Genomic DNA, 25266 nt, shown 5'->3' with positions numbered 1-25266 from the left:
ACGAATCGGCCTACCCCTTCGTTAGTCAATTCGGATCGAGGATCCGGTGCTCGACCCTTCCTTCGCGAACGGGGCCGTGGTTAGGGTGAATTCGGCCCGCGCCACGTCACGTTCGGCGGCGCCCCACCCCGTACCGATTCGAGGAGTTCCCATGCCATTGCTGTCCGACCGTACCGCCGTGATCACCGGTGGCGCACAGGGAATCGGCTTCGCGATCGCCGAGCGCTTCATCGCCGAGGGCGCTCGCGTGGTTCTCGGTGACATCGACGAGACGGCCGTGCAGGAGGCGGCGAACAAGCTCGGCGGCGCCGAGGTGGCGCGCGGCGTGCGCTGCGACGTGACCTCCGGCGACGACGTCCAGGCGATGCTCGACACCGCCCTGGAGGCGTTCGGCGGCCTCGACGTGCTCGTCAACAACGCAGGCATCACCCGCGACGCCACGATGCGGAACATGACCGAGGAGCAGTTCGACCAGGTCATCGCCGTGCACCTCAAGGGGACGTGGAACGGTCTTCGACTGGCGTCACCGATCATGCGCGAGCGCAAGTCCGGCTCGATCGTGAACCTGTCGTCCCTGTCGGGGAAGGTCGGCCTGGTCGGGCAGACGAACTACTCGGCCGCGAAGGCGGGCATCGTCGGCATGACGAAGGCGGCAGCGAAAGAACTTGCGCACCATGGTATTCGCGTCAACGCGATCGCACCGGGCCTGATCCGGTCGGCGATGACGGAGGCGATGCCGCAGAAGGCGTGGGATCAGAAGATGGCGGAGATCCCGATGGGCCGTGCGGGCGAGGTCGAGGAGGTCGCGAACGTCGCACTGTTCCTGGCATCGGACCTGTCCTCGTACATGACGGGCACCCGCCTCGACGTCACCGGCGGACGGTTCATGTGACATCCACTGCTCCACAGCTTGATTCATTCACCCGAAGGAGACATCACCATGCGTGAAGCAGTGATCTGCGAGCCGGTGCGCACCCCGATCGGTCGCTACGGCGGAATGTTCCGGTCCCTCACCGCCGTCGACCTCGGCGTCACCGCATTGCGAGGCATGATCGAGCGCACCGGCATCGCGCCCGGCGACATCGAGGACGTGATCCTCGGCCACTGCAACGGCAACAGCGAGGCCCCCGCCATCGGCCGCGTCGTCGCACTCGATGCCGGACTGCCCGTCACCGTTCCCGGCATGCACGTCGACCGTCGCTGCGGCTCCGGTCTGCAGGCCGTGATCCAGGCGGCGATGCAGGTGGCGTCGGGCGACAACGACCTCGTCGTCGCGGGCGGCACCGAGTCCATGAGCAACGCGGCGTTCTACTCCGTCGACATGCGGTGGGGCGGATCTCGCGGCGGAGTGCAGATTCACGACGGCCTGGCTCGCGCCCGCGAGACCGCGGGCGGTCGCCACCACCCCGTCCCCGGCGGGATGCTGGAGACGGCCGAGAACCTGCGCCGCGAGTATGCGATTCCCCGCGAGGAGCAGGACCGGCTCGCGATGAACTCGCACCTTCGCGCGGTCGCCGCGCAGCAGTCGGGTCTGCTCGCGGAAGAGATCGTGCCGGTCACCGTGCCCGGTAGGGGCGGCGACACCGTCGTCGACACCGACGAGCACCCCCGCGCCGACACCACGATGGAGTCGCTCGCCGCGCTCGAGCCGGTCCTGGCGAAGTCCGATCCGGCCGCGACCGTCACCGCGGGCAACGCCAGCGGCCAGAACGACGCCGCCGCGATGTGCATCGTCACCACACCGGAGAAGGCCGCCGAACTCGGACTGCGTCCTCTGGTGAAGCTGGTGTCCTGGGGCCTGGCCGGTGTCGCACCGAAGGTCATGGGCATCGGACCCGTCCCGGCCACGGAAGTGGCGCTGCGCAAAGCGAATCTGACACTCTCCGACATCGACCTCATCGAACTCAACGAGGCGTTCGCCGCGCAGGCACTGGCGGTGATGCGCGAGTGGAAGTTCACCGACGCAGACCAGGACCGCACCAACGTCCTCGGATCCGGTATCTCCCTCGGCCATCCCGTCGGCGCGACCGGGGTGCGTATGCTCGGCACCCTGGCCCGCGAATTGCACCGCCGCGGTGGCCGATACGGTCTCGAGACGATGTGCATCGGCGGCGGCCAGGGCCTGGCCGCGATCTTCGAAAAGGTGGCGTGACATGACAACGACCTTCGACAGCCTCGACGCGCTGGACGCCGCGCTCGGCGAGCCCCTCGGCCCCGGCGAGTGGCTGACCGTCGAGCAGGACCGGATCGACGCCTTCGCCGAGACCACCGGCGACCACCAGTGGATCCACGTCGACCCCGAGCGGGCGGCGTCCGGGCCGTACGGCGCACCCATCGCGCACGGCTACCTGACACTGTCGCTGCTGCCGATCCTCGGCGGCGGCCTGTACACGATCGGAACGGGCTCGGCGCGGGTCAACTACGGCAGCAACAAGGTTCGCTTCCCGTCCCCGGTCCGCGTCGGATCCCGGATCCGGGCGACCGCGACGCCGGTCGCGCTCGACCGCAAGGATTCGGGAGCATTCCTGACCACGAAGTTCGTCGTCGAGATCGAGGGCTCCGACAAGCCGGCCTGCGTCGCCGAAGTCGTGACGCTGATCGTGCCGTGACGGTCGCCGAGCGGGTGGACGGTCACCCGGTCACACGTCGGGTGACCGTCCACCTCCGGCAGCAGGACCTGAGCCCGTCGGGGCACGTCGGCAACGCGTCGACGGTCGGTGTGCTCGAGGAGGCCCGCACGGTCTTCCTCGGGCACGCCCGGCCCGGCCGCGTCGGCTACGCCGACGGCATCCTGGAGGTCCTCGGAGAGCGGGCGCGGATGCTGATCGGTCAGCAGACCGTCGAGTACACCAGCGAACTCTGGTACGCGCACGAACCCCTGCTGGTGTCGCTGTGGATCAGTCACATCGGGCGCTCCAGCTTCTCCGTCGCCGCCACCATCGCCGACCAATCCGATCCGACGGCACAGGCGGCAGTGTCCTCCGAGGCGACGATCGTCCTGGTCGACCGCCTGACCGGCAGGCCCTGGCCCATCACCGACGACGTCCGGGACGTCTTCGTCCGGCACCACGGCGACCCGGTCGCGCTGCGGCCCCGCCCCGGTCCGGACGCCCCCGCCGGGCCGTGACACGGGCCGGGCTCCGCCGGTTCTACGATGGTCCGGTGGATCTGCACCTCGCCGCCTACTTCGTCGCGGTGGTCGACCATGGCGGCATCACGAAGGCAGCCAATGCCCTCTACATCTCGCAGCCGTCCCTCTCGCAGGCGATCCGCACCCTCGAACGCCGCCTCGGCACGACGCTGTTCGACCGCAGCGGACGCCAACTCGAGCTGACCGAGGACGGCCGCAGACTCGACGTCGCGGCCCGGCAGATCCTCTCCGACGTCGAACGCGCCAAGGAGCGGGTCGCGGCGGTCCGCGAACTCGACGCCGGACGGGTCGACGTCATCGCCTCTTCCACGTTCTCCATCGATCCGATGGTGCGCGTGGTGCGCCGGTTCCGGGACCGGCATCCGCACGTCACAGTGCGCATCCACGACACCCCGGGCGTTCTCGGTGTGCTCGCCGGGCTCCGGCGCGGCTCGGCGGAGATCGGGATCGTCGACCTGGCGACGACGGACACGGCATCGCTGCGGACGGTGCCACTGGTGACACAGGAAATGGTGTTGGCCCTGCCGCCCGCGCTGGCAGGCGACGTCCCCGACCCCGCACCACACGAGCAGGTGCGGGCGCTGCCGCTGATTCTCGACGTCTCCGGGCGCGGCGGCACGAATCCGATCGTCGAGTCGCTCGGCGACGACGCCGCCGTGGTCGTCGACTGCGCACACCCGACCGCGACCTGGGATCTCGTCTCCCGCGGCGCGGGCGTCGCCGTCGTACCGCGGTCGGTGGCGGAACAGCACATCCCCGGTGCCACGATCCGTCGCGTGCATCCGCCGCTGACCAGACAGGTCGGGTTGGTGCTTCGCTCAGGTCCCGCCTCCCCCGCCGCGGAGGCGTTCGTGGAAGCCGCCGTCGACGCGTGCCGCGGCACCGAGGCCGGCTGATGGAACGCCGCGAACTCGCCTACTTCCTGTCCGTCGCCGAACACGAGGGCATCGGTGGTGCCGCCGCTGCGCTCGGGGTGGCGCAGCCGACGATCTCGCAGGCACTGCGCGGGCTCGAACGAGAACTCGGCGTCGCGCTGTTCGTGCGGGTCGGTCGCGGGATGGTGCTCAGCGCGGCGGGGCGCAGCCTCGTCGGTCCTGCGCGCAAGATCCTCCGCGACATCACGGCGGTGCACGACATGCTGGGTGCGTTCGAGGGCGGGCTCACCGGGCACCTCGACATCACCGCCTTCCCGGCACTGGCACCCGAGGTGGTGCCGCTGGTGGCGGAGTTCCGACGCGAATACCCCGACGTCGTCGTCGGATTCGGCGAGATGGTCGAGGAGTCGACAGCGGCAGCGCTGATCCGGGACGGTCACAGCGAGTTCGTCGTCGCCCACCTTCCGATCGACGACCCGCGACTCGAGGTGATCGAGATCGGCAGTCAGGAGTACTGGCTGGCGTACCCGCCGGGGACACCGCTGCCGGACGGGCCGATCCCGCTGGCGGACCTGCCCGACATTCCGATGGTGTTCGTGCCGCAGGGGCCGTCCGTCGCCGACGAGATCCAGGAGGCGATCCGCGACGCCGGGGTGCGGCCCGAGCTGGCGGTGCTCGTGGAGCATCGGGAAGCCCGAATCCCCATGGTGCTCGCCGGAATCGGCGGCACCATCATCGAGCGGTCCCTCGCGGAGGCGGTCGCCGACCGCGCCGTGGTTCGGCCCGTCGAACCCCCGATCACCCGGTCCTTCGGGGTCGCGTTCGACGCGGCCACGCTGTCGCCGGTCGGGCAGGCGTTCGCCGACCTGGTTCGGGGTCGCGTCTAGGGGCTCTCGCCCGCCACCAACGCATCGATGTGCGCGTCGAGCACGGCACTGATCCGGGCGGCGTCCATGCGGCGGGGATGGTTGACACCGTGGGCCGCGAGCCCGTCGACCAGAGCGTGCAGCCGCATCGCCTCGACCTCCACCGACGCGCCGTGCAGGATCCCCGCATCCTGCAGTGCCGTCGTGACCTGCAGCATCGCGTCGTACACCGCCTCGTCACTGCGGTCTCGAACCTCCGCGAGGGTGGGATCGGTTCGCGCCGCGACGACGAACGACTGCCACACGTCCATCTCCACCCGACGGGTGTCGTCGAGAGGGACGAACTGGTCGACGAGGACCCGCGCGTCGACGAGCAGTTCACCCGTTGGCGCGATGTCCGCGATGCGCTCGGTGACCCGGCGGATCACCAGTTCCATCGCGAACAGCAGCAGTTCGGACTGGGTACCGAAGAAGTGCCTGAGTGAGCCCGTGGACATGCCGGCCTCGTCTGCGACGGTCCGCACGCTCGCGGCGCCGACACCGGCCCGCCGGATCACTCGCAGTACGGCGTCGGCGATCTCCTCGCGACGCTCCTCGGGGTCAGGGCGTTTCACCACGAAACAAAACTAACACAGTCGTGCTAGCGTTCGAAACATCACTAGTACAGTCGTGACAGAAATGGGGGAATGACTGTGATCGTCCAACTGATCGTTGCGTGCGAGATCCTGTTCTGGGTGTTCCTCGGAGCCGGACTGATCGCGCGCTACCTCTTGCGTCTGCCCACGCTCGGCACCGCGCTTCTCATCGGCGCCCCCCTCGTGGACGTCGCCCTGCTCGTCGCCACCGCGATCGACCTCCGAGGCGGCAGCACCGCGTCGTGGAGTCACGGTCTCGCCGCCGCCTACATCGGGTTCTCGGTCGCCTTCGGCCACAGCATCATTCGGTGGGCAGACGGACGGTTCGCCCACCGGTTCGCCGGTGCGCCCGCACCCGCGAAGCCGCCCCGATACGGCCGGGCACGGGCCGTGCGGGAGTGGCGCGAATTCGGCAAGGCGGTGGTGGCGTCGGCGATTGCGTGTGGACTGCTGTTCGCCGCGATCACCTTCGTCGACGACCCCTCCCGCACCGCCGCACTCACGGACTGGATCCGAGCGCTCGGCATCGTGGTTGCCCTGTGGGGCGTCGTCGCCGCGAGCTACACGGTCGCTCCCGCCAGGGCCAAGTCGTCCTAACGCGGCGCCATCCTGATCGCGCCGTCGAGGCGAATCGTCTCCCCGTTGAGATAGCCGTTCTCGAGGATCGAGCACGCCAGATGCCCGAACTCGGAGGGACTGCCGAGCCGCGACGGGTTCGGCACCGACGCCTCGAGGCCCGCGCGCACGTCGTCGCGCAACCGGGCCAGCAGCGGGGTGTCCATGATTCCGGGAGCGATGGTGTTGACGCGGATGCGCTTGCCTGCGAGGTCGCGGGCCGCGACGATCGTCATACCGACCACGCCGCCCTTCGATGCGCTGTAGTTGATCTGCCCGATCTGCCCTTCGAAGGCGGCGACCGACGCTGTCATGACGATCGCGCCGCGCTCGCCGTCCCGCTCGCCCTGGCGCGCGATGCGCTCGGCGCCGAGACGCAGTGCGTTGAACGATCCGATCAGGTTCAGCCTGATCACGAACTCGAAGTCCTCGAGCGAACCGGCGCTGCCGTCCTTGTCGAGGATGCGCATCCGACGGCCTGCACCCGCGCAGTGCACGACACCGCGCAGCCCGTCCTTCGCGTCGGCGACGTCGAGTGCCGCGGCGAACTGCTCGGCGTCGGTGATGTCGGCGGCGACGAACTCGGTGGGACCGCCGAGTTCCTTCGCGACCTCTGTTCCGTCGGAGGTTGGCAGGTCGACGATCGTGACGAGTGCGCCCGCGTCGACGAGCCGGCGTGCGGTGGCCAGACCCAGTCCGGAGGCGCCGCCGGTGACGGCGACCGAGGTTCCCTTGAGTTCCATTGGCGTGCTCTGCCTTTCACTTTCGAATTCTGCTCGACGTCCGCCGACGCACTGCATTCGAATCAAGCACGCACCGCGTGCGGCGGGCAATGACTTTCCACGGATGCGCGACATAGGCGCAGGCTATGAACGCCCGCGTTCATTGGCACCCGCTAACCCGCCGATAGGCAAGTGTGAGGGAGCACCGGCGCGATATCGGGGCACGATGGACGGGGCATGTTGCGACGCGCCGCAGATCACGACGCGGACTGATTCAGGCAAAGGAGTGCACCCGGTGACCGACCCCACGACACCGCCCCTGACGGGCACCCGGATCGTCGAGGTGTCCAGCTTCGTCGCGGTTCCACTCGCCGGGATGACGCTCGGCCAGCTCGGCGCCGACGTCACGCGCGTCGATCCGATCGGCGGCGCAGCCGACTACACACGCTGGCCGCTGACCGCCGACGGGGAGTCGATCTACTGGGCGAGCCTGAACAAGGGCAAGCGGTCGCTGGCCGCGAACTTCCGCGACCCCGAGGCTCAGGCGCTGATCGCCGACCTGGTCGTCGACGCGGGCGTCCTGATCTCCAACGTCGCCGGTCGCGACTGGCTGGACTACGACGCGCTCGCCGCGCGCCGCCCCGATCTGGTGCACGTCCAACTGCTGGGCCGCGCGAACGGCGGCGCCGCGGTGGACTACACCGTCAACGCCGCCATGGGGTTCCCACTCGTCACCGGACCCGTCGGAACGTCCTCCCCCGTGAACCACGTCCTCCCGGCCTGGGACATCGCTGCGGGTCTGTACACGGCCCTGGCTGTGGCGTCCGCGATCCGTCGTCGTGACGCGACCGGCCAGGGCGCGCGCATCGTGCTACCCCTCGAGGATGTTGCGCTGGCGACCGTCGGCAACCTCGGCTACCTGGCGGAAGCCCAGTTCGGCGGCCCCGACCGCGAGCGGCTCGGCACCGCCGTCTACGGCACGTTCGGCACCGACGTCGTGACCTCCGACGGCGTTCGCTTCATGCTCGTGGCCCTGACCCCGCGGCATTTCGCGGATCTGACCGGTCTGACCGGAACAACCGATGCCGTCAAGGCACTGGAAACCGCTCTCGGCGTGGACTTCCGCGACGAGGGGACACGGTTTCGGCACCGCGACACCCTGTCCAGCCTGATCCGCTCGTGGTTTCTGGAGCACACCGCGGAGGAGGCGTCCACCGCGCTGGCGTCGAGTTCGGTACTGCACGAGCGGTATCGGACGTTCCGCGAACTGGCGGCCGACCCGCTGGTCACCGACAACCCGATGTTCTCCGTGCTGGACCAGCCGCGAATCGGACCGCACCTCGCGGCCGGCCTGCCGATGTCGATCGACGGCACCCGCGCCGCGCCCCAGCCCGCACCGGCGAACGGGGATGACACCGCCGAGGTGCTCACCACGCGTCTCGGACTGAATGCCGACCGCCTCGCCGACCTCACCGCCCGCGGAGTCGTGAAGGTCGCCGCGGCGAACGCCGCAATGGACACCGCGGCAACGGCTGCACTGGACAATTCCGCCCCGACAGACACGAAGGACCACGCATGACCAGACTCGCCCAGACCCCCGGACTGACCGAGTTCCAGTCCGACATCCTCGGTGCGGTACGGACATTCGTGGACAAGGAGATCATCCCGAACGCGCAGGAACTCGAGCACTCGGACACCTACCCGCAGGCGATCGTCGACCGGATGCGGGAGATGGGCCTGTTCGGTCTGATGATCCCGGAGGAGTACGGCGGCATCGGCGAGTCGCTGCTCACCTACGCGCTGTGCGTCGAGGAGCTCGCGCGCGGGTGGATGAGCGTCTCCGGTGTCATCAACACCCACTTCATCGTCGCGTACATGATCCGCCAGCACGGCACCGAGGCGCAGAAGCAGCACTACCTGCCGCGCATGGCGACCGGTGAGGTCCGCGGCGCGTTCTCGATGTCGGAACCCGAACTCGGATCCGATGTCGCGGCGATCCGCACGCGCGCCACCCGCGACGGGGACGGCTACGTGATCAACGGCCAGAAGATGTGGCTGACGAACGGCGGCAGCTCGACCCTCGTCGCCGCACTGGTGAGAACGGACGAGGGCGCCGACAAGGCACACAAGAACCTGACGACGTTCCTGATCGAGAAGCCCGCGGGCTTCGGCGAGGTCGTCCCCGGCATCACCATCCCCGGGAAGATCGACAAGATGGGCTACAAGGGCATCGACACCACGGAGCTGGTCTTCGACGGCTACCGCGCGTCGGCCGACGACATCCTCGGCGGCACACCGGGGCTCGGGTTCGGCCACATGATGGACGGCGTCGAGGTCGGACGCGTCAACGTCTCCGCCCGCGCCTGCGGGATCGCGATCCGCGCCTTCGAACTCGCAGCCCGCTACGCCCAGCAGCGCACGACATTCGGGAAGCAGATCGTCGAGCATCAGGCGATCGCGTTCAAGCTCGCGGAGATGGCCACCAAGGTCGAGGCCGCGCACCTGATGATGGTCAATGCGGCCCGGCTCAAGGACTCCGGCGAACGCAACGACGTCGCGGCCGGGATGGCGAAGTACCTCGCCAGCGAGTACTGCGCCGAGGTGACGCAGGAGAGCTTCCGCATCCACGGTGGCTACGGCTACTCCAAGGAGTACGAGATCGAGCGGCTGATGCGCGAGGCCCCGTTCCTGCTCATCGGCGAGGGCACCAGCGAGATCCAGAAGACCATCATCAGCAAGGGCGTCCTGCGCAGCTACCGCATCTGACGCCCGCACCACGACAGAATCGAGACCCCGATGCAACGAAGCATCCTCCGACCCGAACACGACGAGTTCCGTTCCATGGTGCGCGATTTCATCGCCAAGGAGGTGGCGCCGCACCGCGAGGAGTGGGACGAGGCGGGCAACCCGCCGCGTGAGTTCTTCCACCGACTCGGTGAACTCGGCATCCTCGGAGTCCAGGTACCGGAGGAGTTCGGCGGCGGCGGCGAGTCGAGCTTCGTCTACAACAGCATCGTGTTCGAGGAGATCGCCAAGGCAGGCGTCTCGTTCGGCTCGTACACGGTGCACTGCTGCCTGATCCTGCCGTACCTGCTGGAGTACGGCAGCGACGAGCAGCGCAAGCGGTGGCTGCCCGACTTCGCCTCCGGTCACCTGATGACGGCGATCGCGATGACCGAGCCGGGCACCGGGTCGGACCTCGCCAACATCGCCACCACCGCACGCCTGTCCGATGACGGCAGCCACTGGATCGTCAACGGCGCCAAGACGTTCATCACGGGTGGCGCGACCGCCGACCTGGTGCTGACGGTGTGCCGAACCGCACCATTCGACCCGGACGACCGGCGCGCGGGCCTGTCGATCATCTGTGTCCCCACGGACGCGGAGGGATTCACCGTCGGACGCAAACTCAGGAAGATCGGCCTGCGGCAGCAGGACACCGCCGAACTGTCGTACAGCGACGTCAAGGTCCCGGTCGAGAACCTGCTCGGCGAGGAGGGGGCCGGGTTCGGCTACCTCACCCACAACCTGCCCCAGGAACGACTGAGCATCGCGCTCAACGGTGTCGCGCACGCCGAGGCCGCGATCGGACACGCCACCGCATACGTGAAGGAACGCACGGTGTTCGGCCGGCCGGTCGCGGACTTCCAGAACACCAAGTTCGTGCTGGCAGAGTGCTCCGCCGAGGTTCAGGCGGCCCGGGTCTACGTCGACCAGGCGCTGCTCGCCCTCGACGCGGGCGAACTGTCGGTGCCGGACGCGGCGCGCGCGAAGCTGTTCTGCACGGAGATGGCGGGACGCGTCATCGACAAGTGCCTGCAACTGCACGGTGGATATGGGTACATCCAGGAGTACCCGATCGCCCGCCTCTACGAGGACACCCGGGTGAGCAGGATCTACGGTGGAACGAGCGAAGTGATGAAGACCATCATCTCGAAGGACCTGGGACTTTAGACCCCTCGAGCGGGCAACGCCCACCTTTGGAGGAAGAAATGCACTCGCCGCTGGTTCCGCGTGCGACGACGCCCGAGCCCGCCACCGACGCCCTCCGCGCCGAGGTCCGCGCCTTCCTGCGCGAGCAGATCGACGCGGGCGCCTTCACCCCCGGCGTCGACACGTGGCTCACCCGATGGGATCCGGCCTTCACCCGCGCTCTCGCCCAACGCGGGTGGGTGGGAATGACCATTCCCCTCGAATACGGTGGGCATGGACGAACTTTCATGGAACGGTTCGTCGTCACCGAGGAACTGCTCGCGGTGGGAGCTCCCGTCGCCGCACAGTGGGTAGCCGACCGGCAGGCGGCGCCGTCGTTGCTCAAGTACGGCACCGAGGAGCAGAAGCGGCGGTTCCTGCCCGGAATCGCGCGCGGCGAGATCTGCTGGGCCATCGGCATGTCCGAGCCGGAGTCGGGATCCGACCTGGCGAGTGTTCGGACGAAAGCGGTCCGCGTCGACGGCGGCTGGGCGATCACCGGAACCAAGCTGTGGACGTCCGGCGCGCACCACGCGGACGCCTTCTTCGCACTCGCCCGGTCCGCGCCGCTCGACCCGGCACACCGACACGACGGACTCAGCCAGTTCATCGTGCTCCTCGACTCCCCCGGCGTCACTATCCGGCCGATCCTGTCGATGTCCGGCGATCACCACTTCAACGAGGTGCTGCTGGACAACGTCGTCGTCCCCGACGAACTGGTGCTCGGCACGATCGGTGACGGGTGGGCGCAGGTCACGTCCGAACTCGGCTACGAACGCAGCGGGCCGGAACGGTTCCTGTCCACGTTCACGCTGCTCGGTGCGACCGTCGACGAGATCGCGGCGGGCCGGATGCCCGCCGATCCGCGGGTCGGGGCCCTCGTCGGTCGGCTCGTCGGCCTGCACCACATGTCGACGGCAGTGTCGGAGGCGCTCGAGCGTCGGGAGAAAGCGGACGTCGCGGCGTCGGTCGTGAAGGTGCTCGGCACCGCCACCGAGGGAGACGTCACGGATCTCGCCGCCGAACTGAGCGACGAGGACGCCCCCGCCGCCTTCAGGGAACTGGTCGACGCGGGAGCAATGCAGCGGCCGGGATTCACCCTCCGCGGTGGAACGAGTGAGATTCTGCGCGGCGTGATCGCGCGGGGACTGGGGATGCGGTGAGCACCGAACTGGACGACCTGACCCGGATGCTCGACGACGTGTTCGAGACCGCCGGAGCTGCACCGACGTTCGATCCGGCACTGTGGAAGACCCTCGCCGAACTGGGGCTGACCCGGCTGACCGCGCCCGAGACCGGCGGAGGCTGGGCCGAAGCCGCTGTCCTGCTCGCCGCCGCGGGCGCGAGTGCGGCGCCCGTCCCGATCGCCGAGAACGACCTGCTCGCGGGCTGGCTCGCCGATTCCGCGGGACTGGACCCGGCCCCGACCGACGCGGTACGCACCGTCGCCGTTCTCGGCTCGGACGGGGTGGCGCGGCATGTTCCGTGGGCTCGGAACGCGGACCAGCTGGTGTTGTTGTGGCCGAGCGGCCACGGCTGGTGCGTGGGACAGGTGACGCGCGGCGACGTCGAGTTCACCGAGGGCGCCAACCTCGCAGGCGAACCCCGCGACCGGGTCACCGTCGACCCGGCCACCCTCTCCGGTGTCGCGACCCCGGGCACCATTGCCCGCGAACTGCACCTGCGGGGCGCGCTGGCCCGCGCACTGACGATGACCGGGGCATCGGCACGGGTGCTCGACATCGTCGTCGCGCACACCACCACCCGCACGCAGTTCGGGCGTCCCGTGGCGGCATTCCAGGCGGTGCAGCATCTCGTGGCCGACATCGCCACCCACGACGCGCTGGGCCGCGCCGCCACCGAGGCCGCGGCCACCGCGGTCCTGCGGCACGGATTCGATTCCGTCACCACAGAGTTCGCGATCGCTGCGGCCCGTTCCTGCACGGGTCACGCCGCCGCCACCATCGTCCGGAACGCGCATCAGGCGATGGGCGCGATCGGTTTCACCGCCGAACACGACCTGCACCGGTTCACGAACCGGTTGCTGTCGTGGCGCGGCGAGTACGGCTCGTTGCGATCCTGGGACGACACACTCACCAGCGCCGCCGCCGTCGCGGGCGGAGATGGCCTGTGGGAGTTGATCAGCGGCTGATCTCGTCGATCAACGACCAGGCGAGCGCCGTCTCGGTGTCGAGCGTGGCGCCGGTGACGCACAGCCAGTAGGCACGGTGCCGCCCGATCCGTCGCGGGATGCCGACGCAGCCGCCTGCCCCGGGGATCAGTCCCATCGACACCTCGGGCAGCCGGAACACGGTGCCCGGCGCGGCGACGATGCGGGAGGCGAAGGCGGGCACCTCGATGCCCGCTCCGACACAGCTGCCGTGCACGTGGACCTCGACGCGGTCGGCGAGCGCGGCGACCGGTCGCGCGGCCCCGGCCCTCGTCCGGATCAGGTGGGCGGTCCCCAGGTCGGAAGTGGTGCCGAACTCGTCGAGGTCGCCGCCCGCCGAGAACACCGGGCCCGCACCGTCGAGCAGGACGGAGGCAATGGTGTCATCGGCCAGCGCGAGGCGCAGCGCCTCGACGAGACCGTCGCGGACCTCGGCGCCGTAGGCGTTGCGGCGTTCCGGCCGGTTGAGGGTGATGTGCAGGCGGTCGCCCTCCCGCTCGACGAGCACCGGCTGCTGCGGGGACGGCGGCGGCAGCGGCCGTGGCCCGCGCGCCACCAGCCACCGGCGGAACCCGGGTGTCCCGAGAAGTGTGGAATATCCGAGGGATTCGACGTCGAGAGCCTCCGGGACCGACAGCGTTTCCGATGCCCGGAGCACGTGCGCGAGGACCATCGCCGCGTGCTCCTGGTCCGCGACGGCACCCACCAGGTCGTCCAGTGCCGACACGGGATCGGGCGTGCCGACCACCGGCGTCTGCGACGCCGATGCGAGCGGGGCGACGGTGGTGTCGAGGGCCGCGGCAACCGCGAGTTGTTCGGGCGTGAGCGGCTCCGGTCGGGTGCGGAGCCCGACCAGCAGGCGCACCGGGGTACGTGCCCGGTCCACGGCGCGTGCGGCGGTGTCCGCGTCGACGTCGGCGTCGAGGTCAACGACGACCAGCGGCTCGTCGACCGCGGCGTCGTCGGTGAGCAGCGGCAGATCGGCTGCCCCGTCGGCGAGCGCGGCAGGGGTGACGACAAACAGGCCCATCGCCTCAGCCTGCCAGACGATCGCGCCGTTCCGGGCAGTCCCACCTGCACGACAACGGTCCCCCGGCAGCGGGCGGTGCCCGCCGTACGATCGGGCTGTGCCCGCTGCCGAGACTCCCCCGTCCCGCCGGGTACGTGACTGGGCGGAGTCCGGTGTCGCGGCGCTCACCGGTCGCCCCGACGGGCCACCGCTCGTGCCGCCCGGGGATGCCGCGACCGTCGCCCGCGATCTCGCCGCCCACGTGGCCGCCGCGGCAACACTCGCCGGCCGCACCCTCGACATCGACGGTGCGGGTGTGCTGTCGGAGCGGGCGGCGTTCACCGGCAGATCGCGGCGCGGCGACGTGACCGTCGGCGGCAGCGGCAGGCTGCTCCGCACGGCCGACGGCTGGGCTGCGGTGTCCTGCGCCCGTCCCGACGACCCGGCGCTGCTGGGGGCGCTCATCTCCGCAGAGGTGGACCCGGCAGATCCGTGGCCCGCGGTGACGGCGTGGCTGGCGTCCCACTCGGGTGCCGAACTCGCCGATCGCGCGGAGATGCTCGGGATCGCCGCGGCTCCCGTGCAGCCGCCCACCCCGCCGGAGCCGCGGCCCCTCGCTCCCCCGCGGTCGATGGACGGACTGCTCGTCGTGGACTTCGGGTCGCTGTGGGCGGCGCCGCTGTGCGCGCACCTCCTCGGTCTCGCGGGGGCGCGGGTGGTGAAGGTCGAGACGCCGTCGCGCCCGGACGGCGCGCGCCGTGGCAGTCCCGACTTCTACGCACTGCTGCACGGCGGTCACGAATCCGTCTGCCTCGACCCCGGCGCGCCCGCCGACCGAAGGGCGCTGGCCGAACTGGTGGCCGCTGCGGACGTTGTCGTCGAAGCGTCCCGGCCGCGCGCGCTGGCCGGGTTCGGGCTCGACGCGGACGCGGCGGCAGCCCGCGGAGCGGCCTGGCTGTCGATCACCGCGGCCGGACGGTCCAGTGGCCGTGTCGGTTTCGGAGACGATGTCGCCGCGTCCGCGGGCCTCGTGGCTACGGATGCGGACGGGCCGATGTTCGTGGGCGACGCGTTCGCCGACCCGTTGACCGGGCTGACCGCGGCCGCGCTCGCCTGCTCCGCCGATGCGCAGGGGCGGCTGATCGAGGTGTCCATGACCGACGTCGTCGCGGCGACGCTCACGGATACCGCCGCAGGCACTGCGCCCCCGGGCACCGGCACGGTCGCGGCGCGCCGGGACGGCGGCCGTTGGGTCGTGGACGCGGAAGACGGGGTGGTCGAGATCGCCCTGCCCCGGCCCCGTTCGGCGGCAGGCGCCGCACCCGAACTCGGACGGGACACGAACGCTGTCCTGCGTTCCCTCGGCATCGCGACCGCGGGGGTGTCGACGCTGTGACCGCCCCGCTGCTGATCGTGAACGCCGAAGTGGACGGCATCTCCGGTATCGATGTCCGGATCGAACGGGGCCGGGTCACCGCCGTCGGCCCCGACCTGCCGCGCGAGCGCGCCGACCTGCTCGGCGCGAAGGGCGGTGCGCTGATCCCCGGCCTCACCGACCACCACCTGCACCTGCACGCGATGGCCGCGGACGCCGCGTCGACGCGGTGCGGCCCACCTGCGGTCCGCACCGCGGACGACCTCCACGCGGCGCTGGCTGCGGCGACCGGCGACGCCGCCGGATGGGTCCGGGGCGTCGGCTACAGCGAATCCGTTGCCGGCGACCTGGATGCCGTTGCCCTGGACCGCATCTGCGCGGACCGCCCGGTTCGGATCCAGCACCGCAGCGGGGCGATGTGGATGCTCAACTCGGCGGCCGTCGCGGCGACCGGGCTGGCGTCCGGAGACCATCCGGGCGTCGAACGGGACGGCGCGGGCATCCCGACCGGCCGGGTGTGGCGCGCGGACGACTGGCTGCGCACCCGCCTGCCCACCGCGCAGCCCCCGTCGCTCACCGCGATCGGTGCCCGGTTGGCGGGCTTCGGGATCACGTCCGTCACGGATGCGACGCCGGACCTGCGACCCGAGTCGCAGCAGGCGATCGTCGACGCGACGGCGTCCGGCGCCCTCCCCCAGCGCGTGCACCTGCTGGGCGCTCCCCTGACCGGCCCCGACGTCACGTCCCCTCGACTGACGGTGGGCCCCTACAAGATCGTGATCGCCGACTCCGGTCTGCCCGAACTGTCCGCACTCGCGGACACGATCGCGGCCGCGCACGCCGTCGGCCGTCCCGTCGCGGTGCACTGCGTGAGCCGCGAGGCCCTGCTGATCCTGCTCGTCGCGCTCGACGACGTCGGCACGATCCCCGGGGATCGGATCGAACACGGCGCGTTGGTTCCCCGTGAAACACTCACGCGTATAAGAGCTCTCGGGCTGCGGATCGTCACCCAACCCGGGTTCCTCTGCGACCGGGGCGACGACTACCTGCGCGACGTCGACCCGGTCGACCTGCCGGACCTGTACCGGTGCCGGTCGCTCGTCGACTCGGACATCCCCCTCGCCCTGTCCAGTGACGCACCCTACGGACCGCTGGACCCCTGGCGGGTGATGGCCGCGGCCGTGGACCGTCGGGCCCGCACCGGCGCGGTCGTCGGCGCACGCGAGCGGCTCACCGCAGCGGAGGCGCTGAACGGCTACCTCGCGCCCGCAACCGACCCGGGCGGTGCGCCGCGCCGCGTCGCGATGGGCGCCGCCGCGGACCTGGTGCTGCTACACGGTCCGCTCGCCGATGTGCTGACGGCGCCATCCGCCGACGCCGTGCGACGCACCTGGACTCACGGCGACGCCGACGCGCTCGGCCGCTGAACCCCAGATGGTTTACTGAGTGGACGACGTCCGGGCGAGGCGGACGCACTGGCGGGAGGGCACCGGTGGCCGACAAGACGTTTGCGCCGGTCTTTCACTCCCCCAGCGCCGCCACCAGGCCGATCCGGACGCCGAAGACCGCCGAGATCGTCGCGAACACACTGCGCAAGATGATCATCGACGGGGCGCTGAAGGATGGCGACCACCTACCCCACGAAGCCGATCTGATGGACCGATTCGCCATCAGCAGGCCGACATTGCGGGAAGCGATCCGCGTACTCGAATCCGACGGCCTCGTTGCGGTCCGGCGCGGATCACGATCCGGCGCCCGCGTGTGCGTCCCCGGCCCCGAGGTCGTGGCCCGGCCCGCGGCACTGCTGATGGAACTGTCCGGTACGACGGTCGCCGACCTGTTCGTGGCCCGCGAGGCCGTCGAACCCGACGCGGCCCGCGTCCTCGCGGTGGCGGGCACCGACGAGGACTTCGACGAACTGGCCCGGATGGTCGAGGAGGACCTGCCCGCGTCCTACGCGTCGAAGACGCTGGTCGCGGGACTGTCGGCGTTCCACCTGCGGGTGGTTCAACTGTCCGGCAACGCACCGCTCGCGATCACCGCGGGGATGCTCTTCGAACTGACCCGGCACGACACCGGCCCCGCGGCCCTCGAGACGTCCGAGGACCGTGAGCTGTACGCGGCGAACCTGAAGCTCGCGGTCCGCTCCTGTCGCCGCCTGATCCGCCTACTACGCGCCCGCGACGCCGACGGCGCCTTCTCGCACTGGCGCAAGCACGTCGTCAACGCGCGCCCCTTCCTCATCGACGGACGCGACGAGGAAGAGGTCCGGGACGCACCGAACTGATTCGTCCGGGCCTCAGGCGAACAGCGCCGTGAACCGCCAGTCCAGCACCGGCGCAGGCTCGGCGCCGGCCCGGTGCACGTGCACGATCGACCTCAGGTCGAGGGTGCCGCCACCCCCGGACAGCGGCGTCGCCGACACGACATACAGGTCGCTGGTGAGGGTGTCGCCCTCCGCGACGGGTCCGGTGTGATCGCACGAGTGCCAACCGAGGACCGTGACCAGGTTCGGCAGGGCGCGCGCGGCCTGCCCGAGCGCGACGCCGATCGTGTGCCCGCCGTAGACGAGTCGGCCTGCGGCACCGACCCGCTCGTCGTGGTGGGTGGCGGCGATGTTGAGCGTCAGCCTCGCGAGCTCCGGCGCGCTGGTGACGACGTCACCGCTGGAGGTGAATCGAGTTCCGGCCAGGTCGGCGTCGAAATGTGCTCCGGGAACCCGATTTCGGAAGGCAGTCAGGTCGATACCCTCGGGGGTCGACCAGTCGGGCCTCCCACCCGAACCGATCGCGGACAGGTCGTCGGAGCGGACCGCGGTCGCCGGATCGACCCCTGGACGCACCGGCAGCATCGCGCAACGGTGGAAGTCGAGGACCGTGCGATCGTCCTGGTCGACGGTCGTCATCCGCAGCGCCGCAAGTCCCGTCGCGGCGCGGCCTGGCTTGACCGAGTTGCTCTTGAGTCCGACCACCTCGGTGGTGGTCCGCAGGGTGTCGCCGATCAGCGGCAGACGATGCAGCCGCAGTCCGCGATAGAAGAGGTTCGCCTTCACGTGGTGGGTCGCCAGGGTGGACTGACCGATCGCGACGTCGGTGACCAGGCCCGGATGCGCGAGTGGTCCGCCCGCGACGGCCGTCGACAGGTGGGCGTCGAGCGGCAACCGCAGCCGGTCTCCGAGGATCGCGTGGTGTGCGGCGGCGAGCCCGTCGGTGAGGGTGACGGCGGGCGCGGTGTCGAAGACCTGCCCGACGTCCAGTTCGTCGAAGTAGGGTCCGCCGACGGCGACGGTGCGGGTGAACTCGGGTTCGGTCACAGGTCAGGCTCCGATCTGGGCGAGGGTGCGGCGGGCCGCGACGGCGACGGCCTCGTCGAGCATCCGGCCGTCGAGAAGTGCTGCGCCCGCACCGCGTTCGGCGGCGTCGTCGAGCACCTCGAGAACGCGGCGGGCGTGCTCGATCTGCGTGGCGGTCGGGGTGAACGTGTCGATGGTCGTGGCGATCTGCGCGGGGTGGATGACCCACTTGCCGTCGAACCCGAGGTCGGCGGTCCAGTGCGCGGCGCGTCGGAACTCCTCGTCGTCGGCGGTCCCGAGGTGCGGCCCGTCGATCGCCTGCACGCCGGCGGCGCGCGCGGCGTGCAGAATCCGATCCTGGACGTAGAGCCACTGCCACGGCGGCGCGGTCGCCGAACGACCCAGTGCGGCACCAAGATCCGCGTAGCCGATGATCACCGAGTCCACTCGCGGACCACGGACGATCTCACCGATGTTCTCGACACCTGCGGGTGTTTCCACCAGTGCCTGGACGCGAACGTCGCCGCCGGCAGGCAGTCCGTCGGCCGCGGCCGTCAAAGGTGCGGCCGACTCGACCTTGGGGATCACGATCGACGCCAGCCCGGTTGCCGCTGCCACGGCGGCGAGGTCGGCGGTGAACCACTCGGTGTCGGGCCCGTTCACCCGCACCGAAACGGTGCGGTCGCGTCCGAACTCGGCGGCGAGCGCGACGACGAGGTCGCGGGCCGCGCCCTTCTCTGCCGGGGTCACGGCGTCTTCGAGGTCGAGGACCACCTCGTCGGCCTGCGAGGCGAGCGCCTTACGGGCCTTGCGGTCGTCGGAGCCGGGCGCAACCAGCGCTGCTCGGCGGCGTACTGCTTTCACGGTTGGTCCCTCACGTTCGGCAGGCATTGCGGTACGTGCAGCCATTGACATTTGTATCACCCCTCCACGAATATGGCCGTACAAAGTTGCCCCAGCAAGCCGCCCGCTGATCGTGAGGACGCCGTGAGCCACAACCTGAACGCCGAAGAAGCCTTCCTGGTCAGAACGGTGCGCGAGTTCGTCGACCGCGAGGTGAAGCCGAGGGTGCAGGAGGTCGAGCACGCGAACGACTACCCCGAGCAGTGGATCGACCAGATGAAGAAGATCGGCATCTACGGTCTCGCCATCGACGAGGAGTACGGCGGCGCACCGGTGTCGATGCCCTGCTACGTGCAGGTGACCGAGGAGTTGGCCCGCGGCTGGATGACGCTGTCGGGAGCGATGGGCGGGCACACCGTCGTCGCGAAGCTGATCGGACTGTTCGGCACCGAGGAACAGAAGCAGAAGTATCTGCCGCGGATGGCAACCGGCGAGGTCCGCGCGACGATGGCGTTGACCGAACCGGGCGGCGGCTCCGACCTGCAGGCCATGTCGACCAACGCCAAGCGCGACGGCGACGACCTCGTCATCAGCGGCGCGAAGACGTGGATCACCAACGCACGACGGTCCGGTGTCATCGCCCTGCTGTGCAAGACCGATCCGGCAGCGACGCCGCGCCACAAGGGGATCTCCATCGTGCTCGTCGAGCACGGGCCCGGACTGACCGTCTCGCGGGACCTGCCCAAACTCGGCTACAAGGGCGTCGAGAGCTGCGAGCTGTCCTTCGACAACTACCGGATCCCGGCCACTGCCATTCTCGGAGGCGAACCCGGCAAGGGCTTCGGGCAGATGATGAAAGGCCTCGAGACCGGCCGTATCCAGGTCGCGTCCCGCGCGCTCGGCGTCGCGGCCGCCGCACTGGAGGACTCGCTCGCCTACGCACAGCAGCGCGAGAGTTTCGGGCAGCCGATCTGGAAGCACCAGTCCATCGGCAACTATCTCGCCGACATGGCCACCAAACTCACCGCCGCCCGGCAGCTCACGCGCTACGCCGCCGAGAAGTACGACGCCGGCGAACGCTGCGACATGGAAGCGGGGATGGCGAAGCTCTTCGCGTCCGAGGCGGCAATGGAGATCGCGCTCAACGCGGTCCGAATCCACGGCGGCTACGGCTACTCCACCGAGTACGACGTCGAACGCTACTTCCGGGACGCCCCACTCATGATCGTCGGGGAGGGCACCAACGAGATCCAGCGGAACGTCATCGCCGGACAGTTGGTCTCGCGGGGCGGGATCTGACCGGTCACGAACCCGGCGACCGGTTCAGGAACCGGTCGCCGACGAGGACCGGAACGGACCGGCTTGCATCGACCTCCGCCGCCACCACGACGTCGGATCGATAGCCGGAGGCGATGAGTTCCCTCCCGGAGGCGCACCGCTCCAGCGCCTCCCCCACCCGACCGGAGACCGCGAGCCATGTCGCCGACGCCGTCTCGGCCTCCGGCGAGGGATCCAGATCGGGCCGGAGCGCGATCAGTTTCGCGATCACCGCGCCCGAACCCCACACGTCCTCGGCAGCGGGCCGCAGGGTTCCGTCGGGCCAGCGCTCACCGGCGGCGATCACGGCGATCGCCGTTCCGCCGACGTGTTTTTCGGCGATCCACGATGCAACGGCGGCCGCGTTCCGCAACGCGGCCCCGACGCAGACCCCCGACGCGGCGGCCAACGAATGCGCAATCGAGGAGCCGTTCGGTGACGGCAGGACCAGCCGCTCCAGCACGCCGGCCGAACGGACGGTGCCGGGCGACAGGCTCACCTCGCCGTCGGCCGCCGCGTGTCTGCCGACAGCGAGCACCGCGTCGCGGTCGGCCGCATACCCACCCGCCGAATCGTCCTGCCACCGATAGGGATACACCTCGGTCCCCCTGTCCGCGGCAACCGACAGGGTGGTGGTGAACGACAGCACGTCGACCACCACCGCGACACCGGCGTCGGAGCCGACGGCAGATGCCCCGGTCAGACCCCAGTCGAACCGGATGGAGTGGTCACGCTGCTGATGGGCGGGGTTCATTCGGTCACTCTCACACGACGACACACCCGGCCGGGACAACTGGCATCACCCGGAGTCGAATCCACGCTACGAGGTGGGGCGCTCCAGGTTCGCCAGCCGCACCTGGCCACGCGCGACGAGCTTGCCGTCCTCACCGGTGAGGGTGACGGCCCACAACTGCTGGGTGCGCCCGCGATGGATCGGCAGCGCCTCCGCTGACAGGGTGCCCTCACTGACCGCGCGGAGGAAGTCGGTGTTGTTGTTGACGCCGACGACGGTGCGGCCGGGGCCCGTCCAGTACTCGGAACCGCCGATGCTCGCGAGGGTCTCGACGATCGCGCAGTACACGCCGCCGTGCACGATGCCGAACGGCTGATGATGCTCCGGACCGAGCACCACCGTCGCCGCGACTCGCTCGGGTCCGCTGTCGGTGATGGTGAAGCCGAGGTGGTCGTTGAATCCTGCTGCCATGCTGCTTCTCCTCAATCTCGCTGTCCCACCTGCACTGTCGCCGCGGGATCAGAGGTACCGAATCAGACGTACCGAGTCAGGTGTTCTGGGCCCTGCCCCGGTCGATGACGGCGGCGCGTCGCTCGGCAACGGTAGACGGCTGGAAGCCCGCCATCCAGGCCCGGGATGTCGCCTGCTCGACCGCCAGCGCCGGATCCAGCAGATGCGACTCCGCGTCGCGGTAGGAGCGCAGAAGCGTCCGCACGCCCGGCTGATCGTTGCCCGCGACCGCGGCGGCGACCTCCAACGCGGCGGGCAGAAGACGCTCGTGCGGCACGACCTCGGTGACCAGGCCGACGCGCAACGCTTGCTCGGCATCGACGAAGTTCCCCGACAGGCTCATCCTGCGGGCGAAACCGGGGCCGACGGCAGCGGGCAGTCGGGCCGTCAGTCCCCACCCGGGCAACACCCCGACCCGGGCGTGCGTGTCCGCGAAACGCGCGCGCTCGGACGCGATCAGGAAGTCGCACGCGAGGGCCAGTTCGAGGCCACCGGTGATCGCAGCACCGCCGACGGCGCCGATCAGCGGCTTGGTCAGCGGGCGCCACGGATGCCCGACCGGGATGTCGGCATCGACGATGTCCAGGTTGTCGGCGTTCGACCCCAGTTCCCGCAGGTCCAGTCCGGCGCAGAACGCAGGATCGGTGCCGGTGAGGACCACCACGTCGACGGCGTCGTCGGCGTCCGCGGCGGCGAGAGCTGCGCGGAGGTCACGGATCAGCGCCGCCGACAATGCGTTTCGCGCTTCCGGCCGGTTCAGGGTGAGGACGCGGACACGGCCGTGCTGCGCGGTGAGGAGGATCTGGTCGGGCATCGGGCGCCTCCAGGGGTTCACGGACGATTGTCCGATCAGCTTACATAACGCTCGCTCAGTTGATGGGCATGGTTTCGCGCACGAGTTCCCGATGAACGCCGACAGCGCACGGGACTGTCGCCCCGTGCGCCGCCTGTGGTGCCTGCGCAGTCGCCGTCAGACGTCCGCGTCGACGGTGCCGAGCGAGAGGGAGGGCGCGCCCGCGAGCAGCGGGCCGAGGTCGGTGATGGCGCCTTCGCCCGCGCGGAACTTGCGGTACTCGGCGTCGTGCTCTGCCGACTCCCAGGTCTCGATGAAACGCCAGGTGTTCGGGTCCTGCGCGTCGACAACGGAGTCCACGCGGACGCAACCGGGGAATGCCCGGGTCTCCTTGAGCACACGGCTCATGACCTCACGTGCCGCGTCTGCCGCCTCCGGCTTGAAGGTCAACTGCAGAATTGCGATTACCGCCATTGTTCACTCCTCGATGTCATCCTCCGCGAAAACTGTTGCCGCGGTTGAATACCGACACTACGGGCGCGATACGGCCCGTGTCACGCACGAATTTGTGCAGCGAGGTTCGGGTGCCTATTCGATGCCCCGGACCACCGAGAAGATCAGGAAACCGGCCGCGGCCAGAACCAGAACGGGCTGCCGGAGCATCAGCGCGGGCGCCAGGAGGACGAGCGCGTAGGGGACGTAACCGAACCGCGACGGGGTCCGCGTGACCGCCGGTCCCGGCAGGTCGGGCGCGGCGCTGCGCAGGAACTCCGGTACGCGTGGGCGCCTGCGTCGGGTACCGAGGTACGCGAGCCCCGCGCCGACGAGCAGAACGAGTGCGACGGGAAAGAACCACGCCACCAGGTCAGCGGCGGCGAACGAGAAGTAGCCGGCGACGAGTGCGATCGGCAGGAGAAGCCACACGAGGCGACGACGCGCAGGCTGTGGCAGCGGCGCCGCGAGCTCCGGAAGATCGGTGAAGAGTACGGCCAGGTCGTGATTGGTGCGGGCCGCCTCCACGAGCGCGCAGCGATCCCCGAACTCGGCGAGCGACAAGCGCCCTTCACCGAGGTGCCGGGTCAGGAGCTCGACCGCCTGCTCGCGTTCGAAAGTCCCGATGCGGGTGTCGGGGAGTTCGGCCATGTCACCAGCGTAGGCGCTGCGCGCTCGTGCGGGTGTGGTGGTCCGGAGACCACCACACCCGCACGAGCAGCGTGCTGCTTGCTGCTACTTCAGTTCGGCGAGGACGGTGCCCTGCGTGATCGCGGCACCCGGCTCGACAGCCAACCCCGTCACCACACCGGCCTTGTGCGCGGTGACCGGGTTCTCCATCTTCATCGCCTCGAGGACCACGATCAGATCGCCCTCGGCGACCTCCTGACCCTCCTCGACAGCAACCTTGACGACGGTGCCCTGCATCGGCGCGGTCACCGCGTCACCCGAAGCGGCACCGCCGCCGCCGCCACCACGCTTACGGGACTTCGGCTTGCGGGTGATCGCCCCGACCCCCGGAGCGGCGGTCCCGACCGAGAACTGACCCGGCAGCGACACCTCCACCCGACGCCCACCGACCTCGACGACCACCTTCTGCCGCGGCAGGGTCTCCTCGTCGTCGGCGACCGCACCGGCACCGGCGTACGGCTCGATGACGTTGTCCCACTCGTTCTCGATCCACTTGGTGTAGACCTCGAAGCCCTCACCGTCCCCGACGAACGCCGGGTTCTCCACGATGTGCCGGTGGAACGGCAGCACCGTCGCCAGGCCGTCGACCTCGAACTCGGCGAGCGCCCGCGCGGCACGCTGCAACGCCTGCTCACGGGTTTCGCCGGTGACGATCAGCTTGGCGAGCATCGAGTCGAACTGGCCGCCGATCACATCGCCCTGCACGACACCGGAGTCGACACGCACACCGGGGCCGGTCGGCTCCTTGTACACACTGATGGGGCCCGGTGCGGGCAGGAACCCGCGGCCGGCGTCCTCACCGTTGATGCGGAACTCGAAGCTGTGTCCACGCGGGGTGGGGTCCTCGGTGATGGTGAGCTTCTCACCGTTGGCGATGCGGAACTGCTGACGCACCAGGTCGATGCCCGCGGTTTCCTCGGTGACGGGGTGCTCGACCTGCAGGCGGGTGTTGACCTCCAGGAAGGAGACGGTGTCACCCTGCACCAGGTATTCGACGGTGCCGGCGCCGTAGTAGCCGGCTTCCTTGCAGATCGCCTTCGCCGAGTTGTGGATCCGGTCCCGCTGATCGTCGGTGAGGAACGGGGCCGGTGCCTCCTCGACGAGCTTCTGGAAGCGGCGCTGCAGCGAGCAGTCGCGGGTGCCGGCGACGACGACGTTGCCGTGCTGGTCGGCGATGACCTGCGCCTCGACGTGGCGGGCCTTGTC

27 protein-coding genes are annotated in these 25266 nt (G+C 70.0%); 16 read left to right on the top strand and 11 right to left on the bottom strand.

Going from position 1 to position 25266, the window contains the following annotated elements; genetic code table 11:
* Positions 1 to 151 precede the first annotated feature (151 nt).
* The 6 genes from fabG to FFS72_RS21465 are packed head-to-tail and all read left to right on the top strand — an operon-like array spanning position 152 to position 4913.
* A complete protein-coding gene (gene fabG / locus FFS72_RS21490) occupies positions 152 to 892 on the top strand; it encodes a 3-oxoacyl-ACP reductase FabG (protein WP_137875840.1) in 741 nt (246 codons plus the stop codon).
* Positions 893 to 940: 48 nt separating this feature from the next.
* Positions 941 to 2152 (top strand): acetyl-CoA C-acetyltransferase, encoded by a 1212-nt coding sequence (locus tag FFS72_RS21485; protein ID WP_137875839.1) that lies wholly within the window; start codon positions 941 to 943, stop codon positions 2150 to 2152.
* Position 2153: 1 nt separating this feature from the next.
* Positions 2154 to 2609, top strand: coding sequence for a MaoC family dehydratase (locus FFS72_RS21480; RefSeq protein ID WP_137875838.1), 456 nt, complete (start codon positions 2154 to 2156; stop codon positions 2607 to 2609).
* On the top strand, positions 2606 to 3127 hold the full coding sequence (locus FFS72_RS21475; protein ID WP_171018778.1) for an acyl-CoA thioesterase: 522 nt from the start codon (positions 2606 to 2608) through the stop codon (positions 3125 to 3127). Before FFS72_RS21480 ends, FFS72_RS21475 begins: the two co-directional genes overlap by 4 nt.
* Positions 3128 to 3162: 35 nt before the next feature.
* On the top strand, positions 3163 to 4047 hold the full coding sequence (locus FFS72_RS21470) for a LysR family transcriptional regulator (protein WP_050065198.1): 885 nt from the start codon (positions 3163 to 3165) through the stop codon (positions 4045 to 4047).
* A complete protein-coding gene (locus FFS72_RS21465; RefSeq protein ID WP_137875837.1) occupies positions 4047 to 4913 on the top strand; it encodes a LysR family transcriptional regulator in 867 nt (288 codons plus the stop codon). The genes FFS72_RS21470 and FFS72_RS21465 overlap by 1 nt, the downstream gene beginning before the upstream one ends.
* On the opposite strand, the gene FFS72_RS21460 is transcribed toward FFS72_RS21465, so the two are convergent.
* Entirely contained in the window at positions 4910 to 5509 is a 600-nt protein-coding gene (locus FFS72_RS21460; RefSeq protein WP_137875836.1) for a TetR/AcrR family transcriptional regulator, read from the bottom strand. The two genes, FFS72_RS21465 and FFS72_RS21460, sit on opposite strands and share 4 nt — an antisense overlap.
* 69 nt (positions 5510 to 5578) lie before the next feature.
* Here FFS72_RS21460 and FFS72_RS21455 point away from each other — a divergent pair, with 69 nt between their 5' ends.
* Positions 5579 to 6124, top strand: coding sequence for a hypothetical protein (locus FFS72_RS21455; RefSeq protein WP_249353439.1), 546 nt, complete (start codon positions 5579 to 5581; stop codon positions 6122 to 6124).
* Here FFS72_RS21455 and FFS72_RS21450 read toward each other — a convergent pair.
* Positions 6121 to 6885, bottom strand: a complete 765-nt coding sequence (locus FFS72_RS21450) for an SDR family NAD(P)-dependent oxidoreductase (protein ID WP_137875835.1) — start codon at positions 6883 to 6885, stop codon at positions 6121 to 6123. The two genes, FFS72_RS21455 and FFS72_RS21450, sit on opposite strands and share 4 nt — an antisense overlap.
* Before the next feature lie 274 nt (positions 6886 to 7159).
* On the opposite strand from FFS72_RS21450, the gene FFS72_RS21445 reads away from it, so the two are divergent.
* From FFS72_RS21445 to FFS72_RS21425, 5 genes are read left to right on the top strand one after another with little or no spacing between them, the layout of a single operon-like run.
* Entirely contained in the window at positions 7160 to 8443 is a 1284-nt protein-coding gene (locus FFS72_RS21445) for a CoA transferase (RefSeq protein ID WP_249353438.1), read from the top strand.
* Positions 8440 to 9630 carry an acyl-CoA dehydrogenase family protein gene (locus FFS72_RS21440; RefSeq protein ID WP_137875834.1) on the top strand — a complete coding sequence of 397 codons (1191 nt, stop codon included), beginning with the start codon at positions 8440 to 8442 and terminating at the stop codon, positions 9628 to 9630. Before FFS72_RS21445 ends, FFS72_RS21440 begins: the two co-directional genes overlap by 4 nt.
* 30 nt (positions 9631 to 9660) lie before the next feature.
* A complete protein-coding gene (locus FFS72_RS21435; protein ID WP_137875833.1) occupies positions 9661 to 10818 on the top strand; it encodes an acyl-CoA dehydrogenase family protein in 1158 nt (385 codons plus the stop codon).
* 38 nt (positions 10819 to 10856) lie between these two features.
* A complete protein-coding gene (locus FFS72_RS21430) occupies positions 10857 to 11999 on the top strand; it encodes an acyl-CoA dehydrogenase family protein (protein WP_137875832.1) in 1143 nt (380 codons plus the stop codon).
* Positions 12000 to 12025: 26 nt separating this feature from the next.
* A complete protein-coding gene (locus FFS72_RS21425) occupies positions 12026 to 12988 on the top strand; it encodes an acyl-CoA dehydrogenase family protein (protein ID WP_137875870.1) in 963 nt (320 codons plus the stop codon).
* Here the strand turns inward: FFS72_RS21425 and FFS72_RS21420 are convergent.
* A complete protein-coding gene (locus FFS72_RS21420; protein WP_137875831.1) occupies positions 12978 to 14036 on the bottom strand; it encodes an enoyl-CoA hydratase/isomerase family protein in 1059 nt (352 codons plus the stop codon). The two genes, FFS72_RS21425 and FFS72_RS21420, sit on opposite strands and share 11 nt — an antisense overlap.
* A gap of 97 nt (positions 14037 to 14133) precedes the next feature.
* On the opposite strand from FFS72_RS21420, the gene FFS72_RS21415 reads away from it, so the two are divergent.
* The 3 genes from FFS72_RS21415 to FFS72_RS21405 all read left to right on the top strand — a co-directional run bounded on the left by FFS72_RS21415 (position 14134) and on the right by FFS72_RS21405 (position 17677).
* Positions 14134 to 15411 carry a CoA transferase gene (locus FFS72_RS21415; protein ID WP_137875830.1) on the top strand — a complete coding sequence of 426 codons (1278 nt, stop codon included), beginning with the start codon at positions 14134 to 14136 and terminating at the stop codon, positions 15409 to 15411.
* A complete protein-coding gene (locus tag FFS72_RS21410; RefSeq protein WP_137875829.1) occupies positions 15408 to 16817 on the top strand; it encodes an amidohydrolase family protein in 1410 nt (469 codons plus the stop codon). Before FFS72_RS21415 ends, FFS72_RS21410 begins: the two co-directional genes overlap by 4 nt.
* Positions 16818 to 16882: 65 nt before the next feature.
* Entirely contained in the window at positions 16883 to 17677 is a 795-nt protein-coding gene (locus tag FFS72_RS21405; protein ID WP_137875828.1) for a FadR/GntR family transcriptional regulator, read from the top strand.
* Positions 17678 to 17689: 12 nt separating this feature from the next.
* Here the strand turns inward: FFS72_RS21405 and FFS72_RS21400 are convergent, their stop codons facing one another.
* The gene (locus tag FFS72_RS21400) at positions 17690 to 18703 is read right to left on the bottom strand and encodes a MaoC family dehydratase (RefSeq protein ID WP_137875827.1); all 1014 of its coding nucleotides are present in this window, start codon (positions 18701 to 18703) and stop codon (positions 17690 to 17692) included.
* A 3-nt stretch (positions 18704 to 18706) separates the two neighbouring features.
* A complete protein-coding gene (locus FFS72_RS21395) occupies positions 18707 to 19573 on the bottom strand; it encodes an HpcH/HpaI aldolase/citrate lyase family protein (protein WP_137875869.1) in 867 nt (288 codons plus the stop codon).
* Positions 19574 to 19618: 45 nt separating this feature from the next.
* On the opposite strand from FFS72_RS21395, the gene FFS72_RS21390 reads away from it, so the two are divergent.
* The gene (locus FFS72_RS21390; RefSeq protein ID WP_502704141.1) at positions 19619 to 20824 is read left to right on the top strand and encodes an acyl-CoA dehydrogenase family protein; all 1206 of its coding nucleotides are present in this window, start codon (positions 19619 to 19621) and stop codon (positions 20822 to 20824) included.
* Positions 20825 to 20828: 4 nt separating this feature from the next.
* Here the strand turns inward: FFS72_RS21390 and FFS72_RS21385 are convergent, their stop codons facing one another.
* The 6 genes from FFS72_RS21385 to FFS72_RS21360 all read right to left on the bottom strand — a co-directional run.
* A complete protein-coding gene (locus FFS72_RS21385) occupies positions 20829 to 21596 on the bottom strand; it encodes a 2-phosphosulfolactate phosphatase (RefSeq protein WP_137875825.1) in 768 nt (255 codons plus the stop codon).
* Positions 21597 to 21662: 66 nt separating this feature from the next.
* A complete protein-coding gene (locus tag FFS72_RS21380; RefSeq protein WP_137875824.1) occupies positions 21663 to 22046 on the bottom strand; it encodes a PaaI family thioesterase in 384 nt (127 codons plus the stop codon).
* Between the two features lie 76 nt (positions 22047 to 22122).
* Positions 22123 to 22899: an enoyl-CoA hydratase gene (locus FFS72_RS21375; protein WP_137875823.1), complete on the bottom strand. Its 777-nt coding sequence runs from the start codon at positions 22897 to 22899 to the stop codon at positions 22123 to 22125.
* A 156-nt stretch (positions 22900 to 23055) separates the two neighbouring features.
* Positions 23056 to 23352 carry a putative quinol monooxygenase gene (locus FFS72_RS21370; RefSeq protein ID WP_137875822.1) on the bottom strand — a complete coding sequence of 99 codons (297 nt, stop codon included), beginning with the start codon at positions 23350 to 23352 and terminating at the stop codon, positions 23056 to 23058.
* A 114-nt stretch (positions 23353 to 23466) separates the two neighbouring features.
* Positions 23467 to 24021 (bottom strand): DUF1707 SHOCT-like domain-containing protein, encoded by a 555-nt coding sequence (locus FFS72_RS21365; protein WP_137875821.1) that lies wholly within the window; start codon positions 24019 to 24021, stop codon positions 23467 to 23469.
* A gap of 84 nt (positions 24022 to 24105) precedes the next feature.
* On the bottom strand, positions 24106 to 25266 hold a 1161-nt coding region (locus FFS72_RS21360; protein WP_137875820.1), incomplete at its 5' end, for an ATP-binding protein.

The sequence above is a fragment of the Rhodococcus sp. Q genome (genome assembly GCF_005503035.1).
Classification (GTDB): Bacteria; Actinomycetota; Actinomycetes; order Mycobacteriales; family Mycobacteriaceae; genus Rhodococcus_G.
The sequence above is the reverse complement of the archived record's forward strand: the minus strand, read 5'-3'. Positions and strand labels throughout refer to the sequence as shown.